Genomic DNA, 22,325 nt, shown 5'->3' with positions numbered 1-22,325 from the left:
CGCGATGCCGCCGAAGCTGCGAGGTCGCCGGACGCCCGCGCGTCGCCCGCATTCGGGGTGCCCGAACGTCGGCACCCGCGCTTAGGCTGGGGGAATGACCGACGTCGCGCTGCCCTCCGGAATCACGAAAGACGAGCTCGACGCGGGCATCCGCCCGCAAGACGACCTCTTCCGACACGTCAACGGCAAGTGGATCGAACGCACCGACATCCCAGCCGACAAGGCCAGGTACGGCTCGTTCCTCGTGCTGCACGAGGAGGCCGAGCAGGCCGTGCGCGAGATCATCGAGGAGTCGCAAGACGCCGAGCCCGGCACCGAGGCGCGCAAGGTCGGCGACCTCTACGCGAGCTTCATGAACGAAGAGCACGCGAACCTCCTGGGCGCGACTCCCATCGCCGGCCAGCTCGTCGAGGTCGAGCTCATCAGCTCGGTCGACGCATTCCTCACGACCCTCGGCAAGCTCGAGCGGCAGGGCGTGCCAGGCTTCATGCAGCTCTACGTCGACAACGACCCGGGCGACCCCGAGCGTTACCTCGTCTTCGTCGAGCAGGGCGGCATCGGCCTGCCCGACGAGAGCTACTTCCGTGAAGAGCGATTCGAGTCCGTGCGCGAGGCGTACCGTTCGCACCTCGAGCGGATGCTGCGGCTCGCCCGACTCGAAGCGCCCGAAGAGCGCGCGGCCCGGGTGTTCGAACTCGAGACCGCGATCGCCGCGGCGCACTGGAACAACGTCGACACTCGCGACAGCGAGAAGACCTACAACCTGTTCTCCTGGCAAGACGCGGTTGCCGAGGCATCCGTCGACCTCGATCTCTGGCGCGACGCGATGGGTGTGCCCGCCGGCGCGTTCGACGAGATCGTGCTGCGCGAGCCCTCGTTCGTGCAGGGCCTCGGTGCGCTGCTGACCGAAGACCGCCTGCCCGCGTGGAAGGACTGGCTCACCTGGCAGGTCATTCGCGGCAGCGCGGCGTACCTGTCCGACGACTTCGTCGAGGCGAACTTCGACTTCTACGGCCGCACCCTCACGGGCACCCCGCAGATGCGCGAGCGCTGGAAGCGCGGCGTCTCGCTCGTCGAGGGCGCCATGGGCGAGGCCGTCGGTCGCATCTACGTCGAGCGGAACTTCCCGCCCGCCGCGAAAGAGGCGATGGACGACCTCGTCGCGAACCTCGTCGAGGCCTACCGCCAGTCGATCACCGGCCTCGAGTGGATGGGCGAAGAGACCCGCGCGAAGGCCATCGACAAGCTCGAGAAGTTCACGCCGAAGATCGGGTTCCCGGTGAAGTGGCGCGACTACTCCGCGCTCGAGACCACCGACGACCTCGTGGGCAACGTGCGGGCCACGGCGGAGTTCGAGTTCAATCGCGAGCTCGGCAAGATCGGCAAGCCGCTCGACCGCGACGAGTGGTTCATGACGCCGCAGACGATCAACGCGTACTACAACCCCGGGTTCAACGAGATCGTGTTCCCCGCGGCGATTCTGCAGTACCCGTTCTTCGACGCCGGGCGGGATGCCGCGGCGAACTACGGTGCCATCGGTGCCGTGATCGGCCACGAGATCGGGCACGGCTTCGACGACCAGGGCTCCAAGTACGACGGCGACGGCCGACTCACCGATTGGTGGACCGAGGCCGACCGTGCCGCGTTCGAAGAGCGCACGACCGCGCTCATCGAGCAGTACGACGCGCTCGTGCCGGCCCAGCTCCGACCTGACGCCGAACTGCCCCCTGAGCCTGTCGAAGGTTCCGCCGACGAGGCCGCTTCGACGAGCTCAGCGGGCGAGCACGCCGTCAACGGTGCGCTCACGATCGGCGAGAACATCGGCGACCTCGGCGGCCTCGCCATCGCGTGGAAGGCATACGTGTTGTCGCTCGGCGGCAGCGTCGACGAGGCACCGGTCATCGACGGTCTGACCGCGGCGCAGCGCTTCTTCCTGTCGTGGGCGCAGGCCTGGCAGATGAAGGGCCGCGACGAAGAGGTCATCCGCCTGCTCGCGATCGATCCGCACTCGCCGAACGAGTTCCGGTGCAACCAGATCGTCAGGAACATCGACGAGTTCTACGCTAGCTTCGAAGTGACTCCCGATGACGCTCTCTGGCTCGACCCAGACGAGCGCGTGACGATCTGGTAGTAGCAGATCCGCATCGCAAGAACACCGAATCTCGAGCGCGCCGCTGACCGCGGTGGGGGAGCGCCGACTGCCAGAGGAAGGCCGTGGAATCACCGTGGTGACGTCGTCGCAGGGTTCGGAGCGGCGAGCACGGCATTCCGGCATCCAGCACGGCAAACATCGCACTGAAGAGGCCAACGAGAGCTTCGCCCGCGGCTTCAACTCGCTCGGCGAACTCGCGCTCGCGGGCGTGCAGGTCTCGGCACGCGCGACCGACCTCGCGACCGGAAAGGTGCTCTTCTCCGTCGACGACCATGTGGTGATGCCGACCGCCTCGATCGGCAAGGTGCTGTTGCTCGTCGAGGTCGCCTCCCGCCTCGCCGGCGACGGCAGCGAGTCGTTCACCGTGCTCGACAGGGCGCCCCGCGACGCGGTCGGCGACTCGGGTATCTGGCAGCACATGCAGTCGCCGTCGCTGCCTCTCGCCGACCTCGCGGCCCTCATCGGTGCGACGAGCGACAACCTCGCGACGAATGTGCTCATCCGTCACGTCGGTCTCGAGGCTGTGCGCGCTCGCACCGAGGCACTCGGCCTCACCCGCACCGCGCTGCTCGACCTCGTGCGCGATCACCGAGGCCCCGACGACGCCCCGCAGCTCTCGATCGGCTCGGCGAAAGAGCTCACGTGGCTCTTCGCCTCGCTCGCCCGCGGTGAGATCGTCTCACCCGAGGTGTCGCAGCGGGTCGCCGGATGGCTCTCGCTGAACGCCGACCTGTCGATGGTCGCGAGCGCGTTCGGGCTCGATCCGCTCGCGCACCGCGCGCCCGATCACAACGTGCTGCTCATGAACAAGACCGGCACCGACGGCGGCGTGCGCAGCGAGGTCGGCGTGCTCCGCGGACCGCGCGCGAGCGTCTCGTACGCCGTGTCGATGTACTACGCCGACACCATGCTCTCCTCGCGTCTCGCCGTGCTCGACGGCATGCGCCAGGTCGGCGCCGACCTACTGGAGTACGTGCATTGAACGAAGTGCTCATCCGCCCGCTGCATCCGCTCGACCATGCGATCGTCGACCGGCTGCTGTCGGTCGCTTTCGCAACGCCCACGACGACGGTCGACGACCCGCCGATCGAGGTGGGCCTCAATACTGCGCTGCTCGCGTCCGACGCCGTGCTGCCGCATCTCGCGCTCGTCGCCGAAGTCGATGGCGAGGTCATCGGTTATTGCATCAGCACGCGGGGCAGCGTCGGCGGGACTCCGGCGATCGGTCTCGGACCGATCGCCGTGTTCCCCGAGCGGCAGGGGGCCGGTGTCGGGTCCGCGCTCGTGCGCGAGACGGTCCGTGTCGCCGAAGAGCATGGTGAGCGAGTGATCGCCTTGCTCGGCGACCCTGCCTACTACGGCCGGTTCGGCTTCGTCGCCGGCTCCGAAGTGGGGGTCATCTCACCCGACCCTGCGTGGGGCATCTACTTCCAGGCGCTTCGCCTGTCGGGTGCCGCTGACGAGCGTCGCGGCGACTTCCGTTACGCTGCTCCGTTCGAAGCACTCTGATCGGGCGTCGGGTGTCTGCGCGCCAGGCGGCACCCGCAGCGCGCGTCCGGCATCGCTCGGGTCGCCTGCATCATTCGTGCCGCACCGCGGCCGCCTCGGTGAGCGACGCGACTCCCGTGACGACGGCTGCCGCCGTCTCGGGGGCGGCGAGGATGCGGAAATGCCCGGCGACCGGAACCTGCACGTTCGTCGCGCCCGCGAGCGCACTGCCCTCGGGCACGTGCGGGTCGAAGAAGCCGAACACCGACACGATGCGCGAATTGACGGATGCCGCATCGGAGAGTTCGACGATCGTCGCGCTCGCGGGGTCGAACTCGCGCAGCCGCGGATCGAACAGGTACCGTGCGAGGCGCGAACCGCCGAACGGCGTGGCGACGGTGACGACCCCGAGCAGGCCGAGCCTCCGGTCGGCGTCGTCGAGCAGCATCCGCTTGCCGACGAGGCCGCCTTTCGAGTGCGCCACGATGATGCGGCCGGCGTGCGGCGGTGGGATCCGCTCGAGCGCTCGAGTGATCCGCTCGGCCGTCTCGGGGATCGCGAGCAGGTTCGCGCCGAGGCCGTGCACGACCCGAACGCGGTAGCCCCGCGCGTTGACCGCGTTGCCGAGCGGTTCCATGAACGACCAGTGCTCGTAGACGCCCGGCAGGAGGAAGACCGTCGGTTTGTCGGCGTCGCCCTCGGCCCAGAGCCTCGGGGGCTTCGGCACGGTGAGCACGCGCGTGTGCCGCCTCGCCGCATCGAGGTAGTCGAGCGCCCACCAGCCCGCGGCCGCGAGCGGCGCGAGTGGTGCGGGAGCCGTCGTCGCCGGGGCATCCGTCATGGTCGCGTCGCTCGTCACCGCGGCATCCGTCGGCGGCGAAGCGGATGCCTCCGCGAGCGCCACCGCCGCAACCCTGCGGCCGACCGCCTCGCCGCGCGCATGCCTCGCGATGAGTTCGGCCACCTGCGGTCCGGCGGTGATCATCGTCTCGTGACCGCGTCCGGGAACCTCGATGTATCGGCCGTTCGGCACGAGGCCGGCGACCTGCTCCGCCCAGCCGCGGGGAACGATGCGGTCGCGCTCGCCGCGGATCACGAGGGTGACGGCTGCGATTCGCGGCAGGGTGCGCTCGATCTCGTGAGCGATCACGGGCCTGAGCGTTTCGAGGAACCAGCCGAGGCCCGCCTTCGCGTACGACACGATGCCGAGGCCGATCACCTTCGGGCGAGCGAGCACGAGGTCTTGCGCCAGCCGGGCGGCCTGCTTCGCCACCGTGCGCTCGTCGGGGTTCACGGTCGGCGCGATGAGCACGATGCGATCGAAGAGCTCGGGACGCCGCGCCGCGGCCTCGGCCACGACCTGCGCCCCGGCGGAGTGCCCGACGAGCACCGGTCGCTCGATGCCCTCCGCGACCACGAGCGCCGCGAGCAGCTCGCCTGCCTCCGGCATCGAGGGCGCCTGCTCGGGCTCCGGCGCCTCGCCGAAGCCCGGCATGTCGAGGGCGTAGATCGTGCCGGTGCGACCGAGGGCCTCCGCGACATCCGACCAGTACTCGTGCGCCATACCGATGCCGTGCACGAGCACGTAGCCAGGGCCGTCGTCGATGCCCGTCTGGGTGATGAGCGTGACCCACTCGCCGCTGCGGAACTCGCGCGTCGTCGGCATGCCCGAAGTCTACGAGGCGGTCAGTCGATGAGTCCGGCCGCCGCGAGGCGCTGGAGCACTTCGGCCCCGGCGGGCGGGCAGCGATCGAGGTCGGCGGTCGTTACCCAGTGCAGGCTGCCCACCTCGGCGGAGGCGATGGGCGCGGCATCCGTCTCGGCGCGGAAGACCCGCATGTGCACGAGCCGTCCGTCGGGCTCTCCGTGCGCCTGCACGACGACCTCGAAGAGTTCCTCGAGCGAGGCCGGATCGAGAATGAGCGCGACCTCTTCGAGGGCTTCGCGGGCGGCGGCCGCTGCGGCCGATTCGCCCTCGTCGATCTTGCCGCCCGGCATGTAGTAGACGTCGCGGTCGCGAGCCGTGACCATGAGCACCCGACGATCGCGCACGAGAGCGATGGCGGCGACGCGGATGTCGGTGAGTTCAGGCATATCCGTTCCAGCCTATGTCGTGCGTCGGTGCGGGCTCCGTCGTCAGCGCGGTCACGCCTGACCGGCGCCCTGTCGTGAGCCCTACTGTCGCAGCTACGCTGGCTCGCATCCGCCGATCGCGAAGGAGCGAGCCTGTGTGATCTCTGGCGTCGCAGCTACGCTGGCTCGCATCCGCCGATCGCGAAGGAGCGAGCCGATGACATCGACCGAGCCGATGACCGCCGACGAGCAACGTGGATTCGCGAGAGCCGTGCAGTCCGAGGTGTACCGGGCGGGGCTCTCGGGAATCCGTCCGGCGGTGCCGGTCGACGGTGCTGCACTCGAACGCGCCGCGCGCAAGGCCGTGTCAGCCGAGGCGTTCGCATACCTCGCCGGCGGCGCGGGCGCCGAGGCGACGATGGCGGCGAACCGTGCGGCATTCGCGCGCTGGCAGATCTGGCCGCGCGTGCTGCGCGACGTTTCCGAGCGCGATCTCTCGATCGAGTTGCTCGGGCGGCGCCGCGCGACGCCCTTCGTGCTGTCGCCGATCGGCGTCACCGAGATGGCGCACAGCGAAGCGGATGTCGCGGTCGGCCGTGCCGCGGCGGCGCTCGACGTTCCGTACATCCTCTCGAACCAGGCATCACGCCCGATGGAGGAGGTCGCCGCCGCGATGGGCACGCGATCGCGCTGGTTCCAGCTGTACTGGAGCGCCTCCGATGAGCTCAACGCGTCGTTCGTGCGTCGCGCCGAGGCATCCGGGTGCGAGGCGATCGTCGTCACCCTCGACACGCACCTGCTCGGCTGGCGCACTCGCGATCTCGACGCGGCCTATCTGCCCTTCACGCGCGGGCAGGGGATCGCGCAATACACGAGCGACCCGGTCTTCGCCGAGCTCGTGCGGCAGCGCGTTGCACGCGGCGCGGGCGGGGTCGGCGGGGGAGCGCGACCGAAGGTCACGCCGAAGCTCCTCGCCTCGGCGTTCTCGATCGCGCGTGCCGGCGCCCGAACGCCGCTCGTCGACGGCGGAGTACGTGCGGCCCTGCGCTCGCCGCTGCCTCGCGCGGCGATCGAGACCTTCCTCGACGTGTTCTCGAACCCGGCGCTCGAGTGGGGCGACCTCGCGAAACTGCGTGAATGGACGTCGCTGCCGGTGCTGCTGAAGGGAGTGCTGCATCCGGATGACGCGGCGCGCGCGCTCGACCACGGCGTCGACGGCCTCGTCGTCTCCAACCACGGCGGGCGACAGATCGACGACTCCGTCGCAAGCCTCGACGCGCTGCCGGGTGTCGTGGAACGGGTCGGCGGCCGCGTGCCCGTCATCCTCGACAGCGGGGTGCGCGGCGGTGCCGATGCCTTCATCGCCCTCGCACTCGGCGCCACGGCCGTGGGCATCGGCCGGCCGTACGCCTATGGCCTCGCCGTCGCGGGGTCGACGGGTGTGCACGAGGTCGTGCGCAACCACATCGCCGAATTCGACCTCACGCTGGGCCTCGCCGGGCACCGCTCGGTCGCCGAGATCAGGGCCGGGTCGTTGCGGGCCGCGTGAGCCGCGGCATCCGCTCGCCAGCGTCTGCTCGCCGGGCGGATGGCTCGCGCTCGTTCGCGCTCGCACCCGCCCGTAGGATGGTGTCACCGTGTCGTTTCCGGGAAACCCCCGATCTCTAGGACCATTGGAGCCACCGTGGCCGCACCCAGCCGTCTCGAATCCGTCATCGCCCTCGCCCAGCATCGGGGGTTCGTCTTCCAGGCCGGCGAGATCTACGGCGGATCCCGCTCCGCGTGGGACTACGGGCCCCTCGGCGTGGAGCTGAAAGAGAACATCAAGCGGCAGTGGTGGCGGTACATGGTCACCGGCCGCGACGATGTCGTCGGCCTCGACTCGAGCGTCATCCTGCCCAAGCAGGTGTGGATCGCCTCGGGCCACGTCGGTGTCTTCACCGATCCGCTCGTCGAGTGCCTGCACTGCCACAAGCGCTTCCGCGAAGACCACTTGCTCGAGGCCTTCGAAGAGAAGAAGGGCCGCGCCCCCGAGAACGGCATGGGCGACATCGCCTGCCCGAACTGCGGCACCCGCGGCCAGTGGACTCCGCCTCGCGACTTCAACATGATGCTGCAGACCTACCTGGGCCCGGTTCAGGATGAGTCGGGGCTGCAGTACCTCCGCCCCGAGACGGCGCAGGGCATCTTCACGAACTTCGCCAACGTGCTGCAGGCCGCACGCATGAAGCCGCCGTTCGGCATCGGTCAGATCGGCAAGTCGTTCCGTAACGAGATCACGCCCGGAAACTTCATCTTCCGCACGCGCGAGTTCGAGCAGATGGAGCTCGAGTTCTTCGTCGAGCCCGGCACCGACGACCAGTGGTTCGAGTACTGGCTCGACTACCGCTGGGACTGGTACGTCGACCTCGGCGTCGACCCCGAGAACCTGCGTCGCTTCGAACACCCCGAAGACAAACTCTCGCACTACTCGAAGCGCACTGTCGACATCGAGTACCGCTTCGGCTTCACCGGTGGCGAATGGGGCGAGCTCGAGGGTGTCGCCAACCGCACCGACTTCGACCTCAAGACGCACTCCGAGCACTCCGGCAAAGAGCTGTCGTACTTCGACCAGTCGAAGAACGAACGCTGGATCCCGTACGTGATCGAGCCCGCGGCGGGCCTGACCCGCTCGCTCATGGCCTTCCTCGTCGACGCGTACGACGTCGAGGAGGTGCCGAACGCGAAGGGCGGCGTCGACACTCGCACGGTGCTGCGACTCGATCCGCGTCTCGCGCCGGTGAAGGCGGCCGTGTTGCCGCTCAGCCGCAACGAGCGTCTCTCGCCGCTGGCTCGCGAGGTCGCCGCATCGCTGCGCAAGCACTGGAACGTCGACTTCGACGACGCCGGTGCGATCGGCCGTCGGTACCGTCGCCAAGACGAGATCGGTACGCCGTTCTGCATCACGGTCGACTTCGACTCGCTCGACGACAACGCCGTGACCGTGCGCGAGCGCGACAGCATGGAGCAGGTGAGGGTGCCGCTCGCCGAGCTCGAGGGTTACCTGGCGGCGAGGCTCATCGGGGCGTAGGGCGCCGGTTCGAACGGGCTACAGTGGCCTCCATGACAGAGATGGAACTGCGCTTCGAGGCGCCGATCGGCGTCGAGGTGAAGGGCGAGACGTGGTCGTGCGTTGAGATCCCTGGGTCGGCTGCGTTCTTCGGCACGGGGAAGTCGGTGCGGGTCGATGCCGATGTGGACCACGTGCGCCTCGAGAATGTGGGCGCGATGGTGACCGGTACCGGCGGTCACATGATCTCTCTCAACGCCAAGGTCCGAAAGCAACTCGGCAAGGATGTGGGCGACACGGTTCAGGTCGTCGTGTCGCCCCGCTGAGGGATCTGCCACCAGGCGACGGAACACCGCGAGCATTCTCGCGTCGATGCAGATCTGGTCAGTTGATGATTTCGCCTCGCTCGTCGGCGCGGAGCGCTGACAGACGTTCTCTCCACGCCTGTAGCGCCTCGGGAGTCTGTCGCGTGAAATCAGTGATCTCGCCAACGACCCTGAGTGGGGCAGTGCTGCGGTACGAGCGGGTGGGGTTGCCGGGGAACTTCTTGTCGGTCACGTTCGGGTCGTCCTCGAACGGGCCGGTCGGCTCGACGGCATAGACGCGCGGCGCACCGTCACCGGCCGCGAGTTCCGCAGCGAGTCCAGCACCGTCGGGAAGGGCGGTGAAATAGATGTGGTTCATCACGACTTCGGGACGATAGTTCGACCGGAAGCCCGCCGTAAGAAGATCACCGTTCCGAAGATCGGCTTTCGTGCCGTGAAAGAACGGCCCCTCGTCCAGCGCTTGGCTCACTGCGACAGCCTAAGTGGACGACGTCCGTAAGCACAGGGGGCACCGGCTCGGATCTGCAGAGATTCCTCGTTGCGCAGAAGGATCGGCGGATTCAAGCGGTTATTGCAACAAGAGCTCTTCGATCAGTTCGATCCGCAGCGGCGCTACGCGCGATCCGCGCTCGTTCTGCCATGACGTGGCGATCCACGCATGCCTGTATGAAATCGAACGGACAGGAGCGCGGCCGGTCGTCTCAAACAGCGGTCAGCGACCCTGTCAGCAGAGCCAGATCAGGCAACCAGGCGGACAGCGGTTCTGGCTCGAAGGGCGACGTTGTCTTCACGATTTTGGCTGGGATTACGGGTCGCGACGGATGAACTGTGTGATTCCGAGTGCGCCGATCAGAATGATCCAGGCGCTGGCCACGAGTGCGCCAGTTCCCGTGGTGAGGAAGGGGTCGGTGGGGTCATAGAGCTGTGCCGCCGCACGGTCGGGCAGCCAACGGGCATGCTCGGTGAGGCCTGCCAGGACTGGCGAGATGATCAGCACGAGGCTGAGCATGCCCACGAGTGCGGGTACCAGGTGCCGGACGATGAGGGCGACGGCGTGGGAGAGCAGGCCGATCAGTGTGAGGTATCCCGCTGCTCCGACGAGGGGCCACAGTTCCGTATCTCCCGTCGGTTGCGGTACGGCGAAGAGGGCACGGGTAATCAAGGCGGCGGTCAGTGCCGCCGCCATTGTGGCTGTAGCGGTGAGTGCGATGGTAGATCCTGCCGCGACTGTCTTGCCTGCGACTAGGAGGCCACGGCGCGGCACCACGGTGAGGCTTGTGCGGATCTGACGGCCGATGTATTCCTGGGTGGCGGGGAGGATGCCGAGCAGAACGAACCCGGCTTGGATGAATGGCACTGCACGACGTGCGGCATCCACAGCCGTCACCGACGCTCCCTGGCCAATCGCGCTGGCGGCAATAGCTGCGGTGATCAGCGCTCCGATGAGGATCGTGCCGAGAATGGTGAGGATGGTGACGGGGAGGGTTCGCAGCTTGTCGAGTTCGGACGCGATGACGTTTCCGATGCGCACCGTGCTCACGCATCCCGGTGGCGGAAGACGACCGCTGCGATCACCAGAAGCAGAACGACCCAGCCGGTCATGATCAATGCCCCTGGACCGGCATCCAGTCCGCCCTCGATGGTGCGTAAACCGAAGAGCTTGAGTCCTGCCATGTCGGGGAGCCAGTGCGCAGCTGGGGTGAGTTTCGTCAGGAGGAGTGAGACCGACACTACGGAGCTGTTCAGGATGAGGATGATGAGCGGGATGATGCCGTTGCGGGTGAGGACGGTGATCGTGAAGGCGATGAGTCCGGTGAGGGTCCAGTAGAGCGCACCGCCGAGGCAACGGACGAGTGCGTCGGCTAGCGTGATGGTCTCGGTTTCCTCATCGCCGATGACAGCGCGTGCGATGCTGATGGCGAGGGGCATGGCGACCGCCGCGACGACAATGATGAACAGGCAGACCGTGATTGCCTTCGCGATCAGGAGCCGCACGCGATGCGGCATCGCGGTGAGGGTCGCGGTGATCTGCTGTCCTCCGCCGACATCGGTGCTGTTGGCGGTGTATTCGCTGCTGAACACCATGACTCCGATGACGACAGCGCCGACCGTGCCGAGTGGCATCGCGGCGAATGCCGTCTCGAACGGCGACGTGGATGCGTGCATCTCAGACTGGCCCGCGCCGAGCGCGGCACGAGTCGACAACGAGTTGAGCAGGGTGATCGCGACCGATCCCAGCAACGTCACGGCGATTCCAGCCCAGACTCCGGGCAACGTTGCGGCCTTGTGCAGTTCAGCGCCAATGGCGCGGATGAGGCTCATCGTCCGTCCTCGACCCGGGTTGATTCGGTGAGGGCGAAGAAGGCGGTCTCGAGCGTCGGATACCCCGCGGTGACTTGAGCCAGCGAGCCGTCCGCGACGATGTGTCCACCGGCGATGACCACGAGGTCGTCGGCGATCTCCGCGACCTCGCTCATCAGATGGCTGGACAGCAGGACGGTCCCACCCGCGTCGGCATGGTCACGCAGCAGCCCTCGTATCCACCGGATGCCCTCGGGATCGAGGCCGTTCACCGGCTCGTCCAGCACGAGCGCCGCCGGCTCGCCAAGGAGTGCCGCGGCAAGGCCCAGTCGTTGCCCCATGCCGAGGGAGAGATTGCTGACGCGGGTGCGCCCAGCGTCTGCGAGGCCCACCTGTTCAAGCACGTCGTTCACGCGGCGCTTCGGGATGCCATTGCTGCGTGCTACCCAGGCGAGGTGGTTGCGGGCGGTGCGAGAGCGGTGTGCGCCAGAGCCGTCCAGCATGGATCCGACCGTGCGCAGCGGATCACGCAGGCTTCGGTACGGCCTCCCATCGATCAGTACGGACCCTGCAGTGGGACTGTCGAGGCCGAGGAGGATGCGCAACGTTGAGGACTTGCCCGCCCCGTTCGGCCCGAGAAATCCGGTCACTCGGCCGGGCAACGCCTGGAAACTCGCATCGGAAAGCACGGTGCGCGAGCCATGCCGTTTGGTGAGCGCATCGATGGAGAGCATGACACCATGTCAGTCGAGAACCGCCCGAGCGTCATCGGACCAGTGACCTGTCTTTCGAGGTCTTCTCGGTCTCAGGTCTCTCCGACCCAGGGCCGATGCTCGCGAAAGCGCCGGAATATAAAATTGGTTGATGGACTCCGCCCGCCCCACGTGGCGCTCACGCGTCTGGCTCGTCGCGTTGATGGTGCTCGTCGCGATCGTGCTGGTTCTGGCGATCACCGGGACCGACAGACCTGTTGCGGGCTGGATCGCGTTGGTCGTGTCCGCGATCATCATCGTCTTGGTGATGGGCTGGGCCTTTGCCCGCTCACGGTCGCAGCGCAAACACTATGAAGACGACTTGGCAGCGTGGGCGGCCGAGCGTGCGACGCAGCGCGAACGGCTGCGGATCGCTGCCGATCTGCATGACCTGGTCTCCCACGGAATCGGACTCATCACCGTGCGCGCCGCCACTGCCCGCTGCATGACAGGTCCGAACGGCGAGTCCGAACGGATGAGTGCGCTGACCGACATCGAGCACGCCAGTCGTGAGACCACCACCGAGCTTCGCCGGATGCTGGGGGTTCTCCGCGCCCCAGGCGTGGCCCCCTTGCGTCCCGCCGACACTCTCAACGACCTGCCCTCGATCATCACGGCCGCGAATGCAGCCGGCGTCACCGCCAGCCTCGACCTCGACTCGGGAGGTGATGTGTCACCCGGTGCACAGCTCACCGTCTGCGCCATCGTCCGTGAGGCACTCAACAACACCCTCCGACATGCCGGCCCCACGACCGCGCGCATCAGCGTCCACCGGGACGGCGACGCGATCGTCGTCGACGTTCACGACGCCGGACCGCGAGAGGGCTGGTTCCCACACCCCGGCGCAGGCCACGGACTCAACGGCCTCCGTGAACGCGTCACCGCACTCGGAGGCACCATTCACACCCACACCAAAGGAAAGGGCTTCCACCTGACTGCGCGCTTCCCCGATCAGGGGAACCCGTGAACAACGCGTTAGATACAGCCGCGATCCGAGTGCTCATCGTCGACGACCAACCGCTGCTCCGCCACAGCCTCACGATTCTCATCAACGGCACCTCAGGCCTTACGGTCGTCGGGGAAGCCGCCACAGGTCAGGACGCCGTGCGTCTTGCACGCGAACTCACCCCCGACGTCACCTTGATGGACATTCGCATGCCCGGCGGCGATGGCATCGAGGCGACACGCAATATCGCTGCAGACCCCGCACTCGCGTCCTGCCGAGTGCTCGTGCTCAGCATGTTCGAGCTAGATGAGTACGTCTACGGCGCACTTCGAGCCGGGGCCAGCGGCTTCCTTCTCAAAGACGCTCACCCAGACCAGCTCCTCGACGCCATCCGCCGTACCCACGCCGGCGAATCCCTCTTCGCACCAACCATCCTGACCCGGCTCGTCGAGCACTACGTCAACCGCCCAGCCGCTACACCGGCTCGAAAACTGGATCCGATCACCGAGCGGGAGACCGAAGTGCTCACCCTCGTCGGACAAGGGCTGTCCAACGACGAAATCGCCACCACGCTCATCATCTCGATCAAAACCGTCAAGACCCACATCGGCAACCTCCTCGCCAAACTCCACGCCCGCGACCGCGCCCAACTCGTCATCACGGCCTACGAAACCGGCCTCGTTGCCCGCGCATGATCCCTCAAATCGCTCCTGTCCTGCAGCATGAACGCAGACCACGGCGAGACCTAGGGTTGACGATTACGGTCCGAGGCCGTGTTCGTGCTGCGGTCCAGGGTGTCAATTTCAGCTCACGCACACGTTTCAGCTCACGTCTGCACAGCTCGTTCCGGCCTGTGCAACCCCGGCGTCAGCCGCGGGCCGGAGGGACCGTCTTGCGCATCACGGTCTTGCTCTTGCCGATGTGACGCTCGAACGTGAATCCCGCCTTCTCGAACATGGCCCTCGTGCCGTTGTGGAGGAACGAGGACGACGTCTTCTTGCCGGGGGTGAGTTCGTTGGGGAACGAGACCACCTCGCCCCCGCCGGCCTGCGCGATCAGTTCGAGCGCGCCGTCCAGCGCCTCGCGTGCCACTCCCGAACGTCGGTGGTCGCGGTCGACGAAGAAGCAGGTGATGCGCCACGGTGCGGGCTTGGTCTCGCCCGCGTCGTACTGCTTGCGGTGGTAGATGTTCGGCAGTTCGACCGGGCTGCCGTACTCGCACCACGCGATCGCGTCGTCGCCGTCGAAGACGAGCGCGGCGTGTGCGACGCCCTCGGCCACGAGTCGCTGTTTGAACGTCGGCCGGTCGTACTCGTCCTTGACGGTGTGCTCCGTGTCGTCGTGAAAATATGAGCAGTAGCATCCGCCCCAGACCCCATTGTGCTTCTGCGTGAGTGCCAGCCACGCCGGGAAGGTCTCGGGGGTGAGCGGCTTGATCACGTGCGAAGTCAACACGCCCACCCCACCGGCCCCACGTGCCAACGCGGCGATGTCGATGCCGTGGTATTCAGGTGTCGGAGGATCGCTCGCCACGCGCGTGCCATGCCGTCATCTTGCCAGCATCACCGATCGATGTCACGGCTCTCAACGCTTGCCGAAGACCGGTCGATCCGCGCAGCAAGAGATTATCGCTCGACGCTTGTCTCGACCCAACTCACCGGAAGGAACGGGCTGTACACATAGACGACCTTGTCTCCCTTGCGGTCGATCTCGATAGTTCCCTTGCCCGTGTTCATCGCATTGATGATCTGGGACCGAACACCCTCCCACGTGGGGCCATCCGTGAAGCGGAACTTCGCGTAGTTGGGTGCGACGCTGCCGATATAGAGAGTGACGTCCGTTGCCATGTGACGCACTCTACCGAGGGCTGCCGGGCATCAGAATACTTTGCGCAATAGCAATACGTGTTCAGGCGCATCTCGAGCGCAAGAGGATGATGGATCTATGCCCGCTGCCCACCGTCCTGGTCTTCGGGTCGACTCAGGACTCACGATCCCCGAGTCCGAGCTGTCTTGGCGGTTCTCGCGGTCGTCCGGTCCCGGCGGGCAAGGTGTGAACACCGCCGACTCTCGAGTTGAGCTCGTGTGGGATGTGGCAGGGTCGGCCGTTCTCTCTCCGCTCCAGCGGGAGCGACTCCTCGAGCGTCTGAGCAGTCGCGTTGTCGACGGAGTACTGACGATCACAGCATCCGAGCACCGAGCGCAATTGCGCAACAGGAATGCTGCGCGCGCCAGGCTCGCCGCCGTCGTGGCTGACGCCCTACGGCCGCCCTCACCGTCGCGACGAGCGACGAGACCGAGTCGCGGTGCCAAGGAGAGACGCTTGGAAGCGAAGAAGCGGCGCACCGACGTCAAGCGACTGCGTCGCCCTCCTCACGACTGACCACCGAGGTGCCACTCCCTGGACGGGAGAACGTCGCCGACCTGAGCGGGCTTCGCCCGTGGAGCCGCTCGCGGAGTGTGGTCATGCACCCAGCCTTCCACGGGCCTCTGATCGGAAATCCAGTTGAGCAGCTTCACTCTCAAGCTGTGGATAACTTGTGGAGAACTCGGCGAGCTGGTCGTCGGTGCCCGCAGAAGCACGCCGCAGTGCAGCGCCCAACCTCGACCGACCGTCAGTGCGACGGGCGAGCGGCCGCCCACTCGCGCCGCAGCACTCCGTAGACCGCAGTGTCCTGCCACTCGCCGTCGTTGAACTGCTCCTCGAGGATCGTCGCCTCGCGGCGCATGCCGAGGCGTTCGCAGAGGGCAGCGGATGCTCCGTTGCGCGCGTCGAGGAACGCCTGAATCCGGTGGGGGTGCAGCGTCTCGAACGCGAAGTCGCGGATCGCGCTCGCGGCCTCGCGGGCGTACCCACTGCCCTGGAAGTCGGGGTGCACCACCCAGCCGAGTTCGAGCTGCGCGTGGGTGAGGCTCGAGACGCGCACCATCATGTCTCCGATGACGCGATCTCGCTCGGCGTCGTCGATCGAGGGTGTGCCGGGCAGCGCCATCGCGAACACGAAGAAGTCGCCGTCAGCGGCGAGTACGCGTCCCCCTGCACGAGTCGCCGTGTGAGCGTAGCCCTCGTCGTGGTCGCGCTCGGGCCACGGCAGGTACCGGAGCACCTCGGGGATGCGCTGGTACTCGTAGACGTCGGGGGCATCGGATGCCTCGAGCGGGCGCAGCACGAGGCGGTCGGTGCGAATCGGTGAATCGGTGAGCGTCGCCGCATCGAACGGGAATCGCAGTGCGGGCGGGCCGTCGGCTGCCGCTGCTGCCGCGCGTTCGGAGAGGGTCGCAGGGTCGCTGTTCTCGTGCATCGTCAGGAAGCGTATCGCGCGCCCCCGACGGACGGTATCGCGGGCGCGTGGCCGACGTTCAGGAGGCCGCGACAGCGCCCGCACTGCCGAGGTCATGCGAAGCGGCACCACCGGAACCGGCACCACCGGAAGCAGCACCCCCGGAACCGGCGCCACCGGCCTCGCGAATCTCGGCCCCCGCGGCATCCGCTTCGGGGACCACGCCGAAGATCGCAGCGATGCCGTCGATCCAGGCCTGCTGTTCGCCGGCGCGCGCGAGTTCGCGCGAGCGCACCATGGGGGTGTGCAGCAGCACGCCGGCCATGTGCCGCAGTGCGGCCTCGGTGCGTCCGTCGTCGTCGCCGCGACCGCGAGCACGCTCGATCTCACCGTCGAGGATGCCGAAGACATGGCGCCGCAGGGCCACGACGGCGGGTGCGACGTCATGCTCGTCGCGGGCTTCGCTGAAAGCGCGGGCCGCTCCGCCGACGATCGCGCGCGCGGCATCCGTCGCCCCGAACTCTTCGAGCGGTGCGTGGATGCGGATGGTCTCGAGGTCGAGCAGCTCGACGCCGGGCACCTCGACGACATCGGGGGCGACGTTGCGCGGCAGGCCGAGATCGATCACGAGCTGGCGTTCGATCGCCGCGTCGCCGGGCTCGCCGACAAGGCTGAGCGCACCAGCACCAGCACCAGCACCAGCACCAGGGGCAACGGATGCCTCGAGCCCCGCCCGCCCGGATTCGAGCAGGGCCCGATCGACGACATGGTGCTCGGCCGTGGTGCAGGTGACGATGATGTCGGAGGTTGCGGCCGCGGCGGCGACTTCGCCGCGTGCCACCGCATCGATGCCGTGACCGGCCGCGAACTTCGCCGCCCGGCCCGAGGGCGAGAAGACGCGTACATCGGTGACGCCGCGGTCGCGTAGCGCCGCGAGCGAGGCGCCCGCGAAGCGTCCGGTGCCGACGAGCAGCACCCGGGTCGCGGCCCAGTCGGTGATGCGGCTTTCGGCGAGTTCGAGCGCGAGGCGCACGAGCGAGCGCCCCTCGCCGCCGATGCCGGTCTCGTTCTTCACTCGGCGCGAGATCTGCGAAGCGCGCTGGAAGAGCCGTTCGAGGTCGGGCGTCGTCGTGCCCTCGCTGCGTGCGCGTTCGAGCGAGCGGCGCACCTGGCCGGCGATCTCGCCCTCGCCGACGACGACCGATTCGAGGCCCGACGCAACGGCGAAGAGGTGGCCGGCGACGGCGTTGCCGTGCACGAACCCGAACGTGGTGCGCAGCTCGTCGGGCTCGAGGCCCGCAACGGTGCCCACCGCGCGAATCGCTTCGTGCACCGCCGGCACGGGCGATTCACCCTCGGCGGCGTCGAGGTCGAGATACGCCTCGAAGCGATTGCAGGTGGCGACGACCACCGCACCTCGCACGGCGTCGTGGCCATTGCGGATGCGCGGGCCCGAGGCATCCGCGGTCACCGAAAGACGCTCGAGCATGTCGAAGCCGGCGTTCTTGTGACTCGCAGTGAGGCAGATGAGCACTAGGGGATTCTACTCGCCGTCGAATCAAGGTTTGCTCAGTGCGGACTCTGAGCGAATCTCAGCGTGCGGCGAGCACCAGACCCGGCTGGATGATCTGAATGGGTGCGGTGAGCGGCGGCAGGTCGAGGCCCTCGGCGGCGAGCGCGGCGCGGTGCTTCGCCTTCCAGCTGCGCACGACGGCGAAGAACGGGGCGCCGGCGAGCGCATAGCGGCCAGGCCGCTCCGCGGCGAGGATGAGTGGCAGTTCGATGCTCATGCCGCCGTGCCGCACGCGCAGCACGAGCACCGCCAGCTCCGAGTCGCCGGCGACGACCGAGTCGCTGCGGATGCCGCGCACCTCACGCCACGGGAAGTACACCGTGCGCCGGGGGCGCCGACCGCCGTTCCAGAACGCGACGCCGATCTCGTCGACCACGATCGAGAAGCGGGCTCCGAGCTTGACCGTGCGCGGATCATCCGCAGTCAGTTCGTTGAGGCTCGCGACGAGGCCTCGACTGCGGATGCCGCAGCTCACCTCGCCCCGCACGCTCGCCTCGAGCGCGCGGCGACGGGCGCGAGCGCGGGCGAGCTGGCCGACGCGTACGAACACCCAGATGACGGCAGCCAGCACGACGAGTGCCGAGACCATCACGGCCGCGCGCTCGAGGCCCGGCACCTCGGGCAGGCGCAGCATCAGGCGGTGCAGGAAGCCGGAACTGGCGATGAGCGCGCCGATGACGAGGGCGGCAGCGGCGCCGACCAGGAAGGTGACGCCGGCGCGGTGCGGCGTGGCGGCGTTCATCGCGCGACTCGGGTCGATCGGGCGGACGGGTTGTTGCAGCACTGCGTGATGGGCATGGGATCTCCGTGGGTGCGGAGGCGCACGAGCGGGGGAACACGCGCGTCGTCGTGCTCGGGGGCGCACAACGTCTCGACCTTAGCGCTGATGAGCGCGCGAATGTAAGGCTTCCGAACAAATCGGCCTGCGGGTGATCCGCCCGACTCGGATCCGGAAGTGACCTGCGTCACCCCCATACCTGCGCGAGCGGCACACGGCTGCTCTTCGAGCGAATTCCCCAGCCCGGTACGCGACAATGTCAGGCGTGATCCTCTCCCCGCAGCATCCGCTCTCCGCCGGCCTGACCTCCGACTCGCGCCTGGTGCGCGCATATAGAGGAGAGCGCTCAGACGCGACGCCCGTGTGGTTCATGCGGCAGGCGGGGCGGTCGCTGCCCGAGTATCGTGACCTGCGCGTCGGCACGCGCATGCTCGACGCGTGCCTCGACCCGGCGATGGCCGCCGAGATCACGCTGCAGCCGGTGCGCCGTCACCAGGTCGACGCGGGCATCTTCTTCAGCGACATCGTCGTGCCGCTCAAGCTCGTGGGCGTCGACGTCGAGATCCAGCCGGGCCGCGGGCCCGTCTTCACGAGGGGCTACGCGGATGCCGCGGGCGTCGCCGACCTCACGGCGATCGACCCTGCGCGGCTCGACGAGGCATCCGCCCCCATCGCCGAAGCGGTCGGGCGCGTGGTCGCCGAGTTGAATACGACGGTGCCCGCGGGGCCGGTTTCGACAGGTTCGACCAGCGGGGGCAGCACCCCGCTCATCGGCTTCGCCGGTGCCCCGTTCACGCTCGCGGCGTACCTCGCCGAGGGTGGCCCGTCGAAGGACCACCTCGCCGCGCGCACGCTCATGCACGCCGATCCCGGCGCTTGGCGCGCACTCATGGACTGGACGGCCGAGCTCACCGGACGCTTCCTGCGCACGCAAGTGCTCGCCGGGGCATCCGCCGCCCAGCTCTTCGACTCGTGGGCCGGCGCGCTCTCGCTCGCCGACTACGAGGCGCACGTCGCACCCGCCTCGGCGAAGGCGCTGAGCTTCGTGCACGACCTCGCCTACGAGACGCCGGATGCCTCGGGCGACGGCGGCGCCGACGCCCGGATGACCCGCAGCGTGCCCGTCGTGCACTTCGGCGTCGGCACCGGCGAGCTGCTCGGTGCGATGCACGGCATCGGGGTCGACACCGTCGGGGTCGACTACCGCATCCCGCTCGATGTCGCCGTCGAGCGCGTCGGCGACGGCGTTCCCCTGCAGGGCAACCTCGACCCGGCGCTGCTCGCCGCCCCGTGGCCCGTGCTCGAGGCCGCGGTGCGCGACGTGCTGCGCCGCGGCCAGGCGGCGCCGGCCCACGTCTTCAACCTCGGCCACGGCGTGCCGCCCGAGACCGATCCGACGGTGCTGACCCGCATCGTCGAGCTCGTGCACGAGGCCTCGGCATGACCGACGCGCCCGACGCTGGTCGAGACCCCGTGAATGGTCTCGATACGCTCGCTTCGCTCACTACTCGGCCAACAGAGTCCACAGCCGACGTCGTCGTGATCGGCGGCGGGGTCGCAGGCCTCGTCGCCGCACTCGAGTGCGCGAAGGTCGGCCTGCGGGTCACCGTGTTCGAGCGGCGCGACGAGCTGGGCGGATGCGTCGGCCGCATCGAACTCGACGGCCTGACGCTCGACAGTGGCGCCGAATCCTTCGCGACCAGGGGCGGCGCGGTCGCCGAACTGCTCGGCTCGCTCGAGCTCGATGGAGAGATCGAGAGCCCGAACCCGGCGGGCGCCTGGCTCGTCATGCCCGGTGCGCACGGCCGCCCCGACGCCGCGCCCCTGCCGAAGACCGGCATGCTCGGCATCCCCGCGAACCCGCTCGGCGACGACGTGCGGCGCATCATCGGCTGGGGTGGGGCGATCCGCGCGTACGGCGACCGCATCATGCCGATCCTCCGCATCGGCCGCGCCCACAGCCTCGGCCAGCTCGTGCGCTCGCGCATGGGCCAGGCCGTGCTCGACCGGCTCGTCACGCCGATCTCCGCCGGCGTCTACTCGACCGACCCGAACGACCTCGACCTCGACGTCGTCGCCCCCGGGCTCAACGAGGCGATGACCCGCATGGGATCGCTCTCGGGCGGAGTCGGGCAACTCGTCGAGGAGCGCAAGGCCGGGGGAGCTGTGCGCGGCATCCGCGGCGGCATGCACCGACTCGTCGACGCGCTCGAACGCGAACTCGGGCGGTTCGGCGTGACGGTCGTGCGCAGGGCCGAGGTCACGGGTCTCGAGCGAGCGGCAGGCGCGGGTGAGCCGTCGTCGACCGGCTCGACGAGCACCGGTGAGTCGGAGGAATCCGAGGCAACCCGATGGCTCGTCACCGCGTCGACCGAGGCCGGCGAACTGATCGTGAGCGCCCCCGAGGTCGTGCTCGCCGCTTCCGGGCACGCCGCACTCGAGCTCGTCGGCGCCGCCCTCGACGGCTGGGCGGGTGCATCGACCGAGGAGTGGCCGGCTGCGGCATCCGTCGAACTCGTCACGCTCGTGCTCGACGCACCCGAACTCGATCGCGCCCCGCGCGGCACCGGGGTGCTCGTCGCCGCCGGCACCCCCGGCGTGCAGGCCAAGGCACTCACCCACTCGACGGCGAAGTGGAATTGGCTCGCCGAGGCGGCGGACGGCCGGCACGTCGTGCGTCTCTCCTATGGTCGCGCCGGCGCGCCGAATCCGCTCGACGGGCTCTCCGACACCGAGGTCGCCGAACTCGCGCTCGCCGATGCATCGCTTCTCCTGGGCGCGACCGTCGATGAGGGGATGCTCCGCGCCTCCGGCCGGACGCAGTGGCGCGACGCGCTCTCGCAAGCCGCCCTCGGCCAGCGCGATCGGGTGCGTGCACTCGAGGACGCGCTCGCCACTGAGCCCGGCATCGAGGCCGCCGGATCATGGGTGGCCGGCACGGGGCTCGCCTCGGTCGTGCCCCACGCACTCGAGGTCGCACGGCGCATCAGGCACCGTCGGGTGCAGCTCGACGGCATCGCATAGCCGGAGCGGAATATTTCAACGCAACCCCCTTGCGCCGATTGGTGCGGGGTCTACGCTGGAAACGTCGCTGTGGTGAACCACAGGGGGAGATGGGGTGCACATGAAAGGCAAGATCCTCTTCGTCGTCGGTCTCGGCATCGGTTACGTGCTCGGTACGCGAGCCGGTCGTGAACGCTACGAGCAGATTCGAAAGGCCGCCGAGGGCGTGTGGAACACGCCGGCCGTGCAGCAGGGCGTCGACACCGTCAAGGGGTTCGCCGCCGAAAAGGTCGGCGATCTCTCCGACACCGTGCTCGACGGTGTGAAGTCGCTCATCGGCAACGCCTCGCGGGGCTCAGGCGCGACCAAGCGCGACGTCGACGGTGCGGCGAAGACAGTGAAGGCGAACGTCTCGAAGACCGCGAAGACGGCGAAGTCCAGCGTCGACGACGCGGCATCCGACGCGAAGGGCACCGCGAAGACCGCCGCGAAACGCACGTCGAGCGGCACCGCCAAGTCGACTCGCACCCCGGCGGCCACCCGTGGCACGGCGGCCGAGGGCACGGCCAAGCCCGCGACATCCGACGACTCGTGAACGTGGAGG

23 protein-coding genes are annotated in these 22,325 nt (G+C 68.4%); 12 read left to right on the top strand and 11 right to left on the bottom strand.

Annotated elements, in window-relative coordinates:
* Positions 1 to 94 precede the first annotated feature (94 nt).
* From AC1C2S_RS07345 to AC1C2S_RS07335, 3 genes are all read left to right on the top strand, one after another.
* Positions 95 to 2,131, top strand: a complete 2,037-nt coding sequence (locus tag AC1C2S_RS07345) for a M13 family metallopeptidase (RefSeq protein ID WP_495351871.1) — start codon at positions 95 to 97, stop codon at positions 2,129 to 2,131.
* Positions 2,132 to 2,228: 97 nt separating this feature from the next.
* Positions 2,229 to 3,134, top strand: coding sequence for a serine hydrolase (locus AC1C2S_RS07340; RefSeq protein ID WP_495351870.1), 906 nt, complete (start codon positions 2,229 to 2,231; stop codon positions 3,132 to 3,134).
* 5 nt (positions 3,135 to 3,139) lie between these two features.
* A complete protein-coding gene (locus AC1C2S_RS07335) occupies positions 3,140 to 3,661 on the top strand; it encodes a GNAT family N-acetyltransferase (RefSeq protein WP_495353212.1) in 522 nt (173 codons plus the stop codon).
* Positions 3,662 to 3,731: 70 nt separating this feature from the next.
* On the opposite strand, the gene AC1C2S_RS07330 is transcribed toward AC1C2S_RS07335, so the two are convergent.
* Together AC1C2S_RS07330 and AC1C2S_RS07325 are read right to left on the bottom strand one after the other, a co-directional pair.
* Entirely contained in the window at positions 3,732 to 5,306 is a 1,575-nt protein-coding gene (locus AC1C2S_RS07330; RefSeq protein ID WP_495351869.1) for an alpha/beta hydrolase, read from the bottom strand.
* A 20-nt stretch (positions 5,307 to 5,326) separates the two neighbouring features.
* Positions 5,327 to 5,734, bottom strand: a complete 408-nt coding sequence (locus AC1C2S_RS07325; RefSeq protein ID WP_495351868.1) for an NUDIX domain-containing protein — start codon at positions 5,732 to 5,734, stop codon at positions 5,327 to 5,329.
* Positions 5,735 to 5,930: 196 nt separating this feature from the next.
* On the opposite strand from AC1C2S_RS07325, the gene AC1C2S_RS07320 reads away from it, so the two are divergent.
* The 3 genes from AC1C2S_RS07320 (at position 5,931) to AC1C2S_RS07310 (ending at position 9,088) form a co-directional block, all read left to right on the top strand.
* Positions 5,931 to 7,262, top strand: coding sequence for an alpha-hydroxy-acid oxidizing protein (locus AC1C2S_RS07320; RefSeq protein ID WP_495351867.1), 1,332 nt, complete (start codon positions 5,931 to 5,933; stop codon positions 7,260 to 7,262).
* A gap of 135 nt (positions 7,263 to 7,397) precedes the next feature.
* Complete coding sequence (locus AC1C2S_RS07315; protein WP_495351866.1) at positions 7,398 to 8,783, top strand: glycine--tRNA ligase; 1,386 nt, start codon at positions 7,398 to 7,400, stop codon at positions 8,781 to 8,783.
* 32 nt (positions 8,784 to 8,815) lie between these two features.
* A complete protein-coding gene (locus AC1C2S_RS07310; protein WP_495351865.1) occupies positions 8,816 to 9,088 on the top strand; it encodes a DUF1905 domain-containing protein in 273 nt (90 codons plus the stop codon).
* Positions 9,089 to 9,146: 58 nt separating this feature from the next.
* Here the strand turns inward: AC1C2S_RS07310 and arr are convergent, their stop codons facing one another.
* The 4 genes from arr to AC1C2S_RS07290 form a co-directional block, all read right to left on the bottom strand.
* A complete protein-coding gene (arr, locus tag AC1C2S_RS07305) occupies positions 9,147 to 9,557 on the bottom strand; it encodes an NAD(+)--rifampin ADP-ribosyltransferase (RefSeq protein ID WP_495351864.1) in 411 nt (136 codons plus the stop codon).
* 336 nt (positions 9,558 to 9,893) lie between these two features.
* Positions 9,894 to 10,628: a hypothetical protein gene (locus AC1C2S_RS07300; protein ID WP_495351863.1), complete on the bottom strand. Its 735-nt coding sequence runs from the start codon at positions 10,626 to 10,628 to the stop codon at positions 9,894 to 9,896.
* Positions 10,625 to 11,410: an ABC transporter permease gene (locus AC1C2S_RS07295; RefSeq protein WP_495351862.1), complete on the bottom strand. Its 786-nt coding sequence runs from the start codon at positions 11,408 to 11,410 to the stop codon at positions 10,625 to 10,627. Before AC1C2S_RS07295 ends, AC1C2S_RS07300 begins: the two co-directional genes overlap by 4 nt.
* Positions 11,407 to 12,123 carry an ABC transporter ATP-binding protein gene (locus AC1C2S_RS07290; protein WP_495351861.1) on the bottom strand — a complete coding sequence of 239 codons (717 nt, stop codon included), beginning with the start codon at positions 12,121 to 12,123 and terminating at the stop codon, positions 11,407 to 11,409. Before AC1C2S_RS07290 ends, AC1C2S_RS07295 begins: the two co-directional genes overlap by 4 nt.
* Before the next feature lie 181 nt (positions 12,124 to 12,304).
* Here AC1C2S_RS07290 and AC1C2S_RS07285 point away from each other — a divergent pair, with 181 nt between their 5' ends.
* On the top strand, positions 12,305 to 13,108 hold the full coding sequence (locus AC1C2S_RS07285; protein ID WP_495351860.1) for a sensor histidine kinase: 804 nt from the start codon (positions 12,305 to 12,307) through the stop codon (positions 13,106 to 13,108).
* Positions 13,109 to 13,137: 29 nt separating this feature from the next.
* Positions 13,138 to 13,782 carry a response regulator gene (locus tag AC1C2S_RS07280; RefSeq protein ID WP_495351859.1) on the top strand — a complete coding sequence of 215 codons (645 nt, stop codon included), beginning with the start codon at positions 13,138 to 13,140 and terminating at the stop codon, positions 13,780 to 13,782.
* A gap of 172 nt (positions 13,783 to 13,954) precedes the next feature.
* On the opposite strand, the gene AC1C2S_RS07275 is transcribed toward AC1C2S_RS07280, so the two are convergent.
* On the bottom strand, positions 13,955 to 14,527 hold the full coding sequence (locus tag AC1C2S_RS07275) for a GNAT family N-acetyltransferase (protein ID WP_495351858.1): 573 nt from the start codon (positions 14,525 to 14,527) through the stop codon (positions 13,955 to 13,957).
* A 185-nt stretch (positions 14,528 to 14,712) separates the two neighbouring features.
* Positions 14,713 to 14,934 (bottom strand): hypothetical protein, encoded by a 222-nt coding sequence (locus AC1C2S_RS07270; RefSeq protein WP_495351857.1) that lies wholly within the window; start codon positions 14,932 to 14,934, stop codon positions 14,713 to 14,715.
* 97 nt (positions 14,935 to 15,031) lie between these two features.
* On the opposite strand from AC1C2S_RS07270, the gene arfB reads away from it, so the two are divergent.
* Positions 15,032 to 15,469, top strand: a complete 438-nt coding sequence (arfB, locus tag AC1C2S_RS07265) for an alternative ribosome rescue aminoacyl-tRNA hydrolase ArfB (RefSeq protein ID WP_495351856.1) — start codon at positions 15,032 to 15,034, stop codon at positions 15,467 to 15,469.
* 232 nt (positions 15,470 to 15,701) lie between these two features.
* On the opposite strand, the gene AC1C2S_RS07260 is transcribed toward arfB, so the two are convergent.
* From AC1C2S_RS07260 to AC1C2S_RS07250, 3 genes are read right to left on the bottom strand one after another with little or no spacing between them, the layout of a single operon-like run.
* On the bottom strand, positions 15,702 to 16,388 hold the full coding sequence (locus AC1C2S_RS07260; protein WP_495351855.1) for a GNAT family N-acetyltransferase: 687 nt from the start codon (positions 16,386 to 16,388) through the stop codon (positions 15,702 to 15,704).
* A 58-nt stretch (positions 16,389 to 16,446) separates the two neighbouring features.
* Positions 16,447 to 17,901 carry a glutamyl-tRNA reductase gene (locus AC1C2S_RS07255; protein ID WP_495351854.1) on the bottom strand — a complete coding sequence of 485 codons (1,455 nt, stop codon included), beginning with the start codon at positions 17,899 to 17,901 and terminating at the stop codon, positions 16,447 to 16,449.
* A gap of 58 nt (positions 17,902 to 17,959) precedes the next feature.
* Positions 17,960 to 18,682: a hypothetical protein gene (locus AC1C2S_RS07250; RefSeq protein ID WP_495351853.1), complete on the bottom strand. Its 723-nt coding sequence runs from the start codon at positions 18,680 to 18,682 to the stop codon at positions 17,960 to 17,962.
* A gap of 292 nt (positions 18,683 to 18,974) precedes the next feature.
* On the opposite strand from AC1C2S_RS07250, the gene hemE reads away from it, so the two are divergent.
* The 3 genes from hemE to AC1C2S_RS07235 all read left to right on the top strand — a co-directional run bounded on the left by hemE (position 18,975) and on the right by AC1C2S_RS07235 (position 22,316).
* Positions 18,975 to 20,162 carry a uroporphyrinogen decarboxylase gene (gene hemE, locus AC1C2S_RS07245; RefSeq protein ID WP_495351852.1) on the top strand — a complete coding sequence of 396 codons (1,188 nt, stop codon included), beginning with the start codon at positions 18,975 to 18,977 and terminating at the stop codon, positions 20,160 to 20,162.
* Positions 20,159 to 21,742: a protoporphyrinogen/coproporphyrinogen oxidase gene (locus tag AC1C2S_RS07240; protein ID WP_495351851.1), complete on the top strand. Its 1,584-nt coding sequence runs from the start codon at positions 20,159 to 20,161 to the stop codon at positions 21,740 to 21,742. The genes hemE and AC1C2S_RS07240 overlap by 4 nt, the downstream gene beginning before the upstream one ends.
* Positions 21,743 to 21,842: 100 nt before the next feature.
* Positions 21,843 to 22,316, top strand: a complete 474-nt coding sequence (locus AC1C2S_RS07235) for a hypothetical protein (protein WP_495351850.1) — start codon at positions 21,843 to 21,845, stop codon at positions 22,314 to 22,316.
* Positions 22,317 to 22,325: the final 9 nt, after the last annotated feature.

This window comes from Agromyces sp. Y782 (assembly GCF_059445405.1).
The sequence above is the reverse complement of the archived record's forward strand: the minus strand, read 5'-3'. Positions and strand labels throughout refer to the sequence as shown.

What these genes read in the sequence shown, in the direction of transcription:
- AC1C2S_RS07270 (WP_495351857.1), bottom strand. Translation starts at nt 14,934, where the DNA reads ATGGCAACGGACGTCACTCTCTATATCGGCAGCGTCGCACCCAACTAC.
- AC1C2S_RS07320 (WP_495351867.1), top strand. Translation starts at nt 5,931, where the DNA reads ATGACATCGACCGAGCCGATGACCGCCGACGAGCAACGTGGATTCGCG.
- AC1C2S_RS07325 (WP_495351868.1), bottom strand. Translation starts at nt 5,734, where the DNA reads ATGCCTGAACTCACCGACATCCGCGTCGCCGCCATCGCTCTCGTGCGC.
- AC1C2S_RS07250 (WP_495351853.1), bottom strand. Translation starts at nt 18,682, where the DNA reads ATGAACGCCGCCACGCCGCACCGCGCCGGCGTCACCTTCCTGGTCGGC.
- AC1C2S_RS07295 (WP_495351862.1), bottom strand. Translation starts at nt 11,410, where the DNA reads ATGAGCCTCATCCGCGCCATTGGCGCTGAACTGCACAAGGCCGCAACG.
- hemE (WP_495351852.1), top strand. Translation starts at nt 18,975, where the DNA reads ATGTCAGGCGTGATCCTCTCCCCGCAGCATCCGCTCTCCGCCGGCCTG.
- AC1C2S_RS07345 (WP_495351871.1), top strand. Translation starts at nt 95, where the DNA reads ATGACCGACGTCGCGCTGCCCTCCGGAATCACGAAAGACGAGCTCGAC.
- AC1C2S_RS07260 (WP_495351855.1), bottom strand. Translation starts at nt 16,388, where the DNA reads ATGCACGAGAACAGCGACCCTGCGACCCTCTCCGAACGCGCGGCAGCA.
- AC1C2S_RS07290 (WP_495351861.1), bottom strand. Translation starts at nt 12,123, where the DNA reads ATGCTCTCCATCGATGCGCTCACCAAACGGCATGGCTCGCGCACCGTG.
- AC1C2S_RS07240 (WP_495351851.1), top strand. Translation starts at nt 20,159, where the DNA reads ATGACCGACGCGCCCGACGCTGGTCGAGACCCCGTGAATGGTCTCGAT.
- AC1C2S_RS07235 (WP_495351850.1), top strand. Translation starts at nt 21,843, where the DNA reads ATGAAAGGCAAGATCCTCTTCGTCGTCGGTCTCGGCATCGGTTACGTG.
- AC1C2S_RS07285 (WP_495351860.1), top strand. Translation starts at nt 12,305, where the DNA reads ATGGTGCTCGTCGCGATCGTGCTGGTTCTGGCGATCACCGGGACCGAC.
- AC1C2S_RS07310 (WP_495351865.1), top strand. Translation starts at nt 8,816, where the DNA reads ATGACAGAGATGGAACTGCGCTTCGAGGCGCCGATCGGCGTCGAGGTG.
- AC1C2S_RS07330 (WP_495351869.1), bottom strand. Translation starts at nt 5,306, where the DNA reads ATGCCGACGACGCGCGAGTTCCGCAGCGGCGAGTGGGTCACGCTCATC.
- arfB (WP_495351856.1), top strand. Translation starts at nt 15,032, where the DNA reads ATGCCCGCTGCCCACCGTCCTGGTCTTCGGGTCGACTCAGGACTCACG.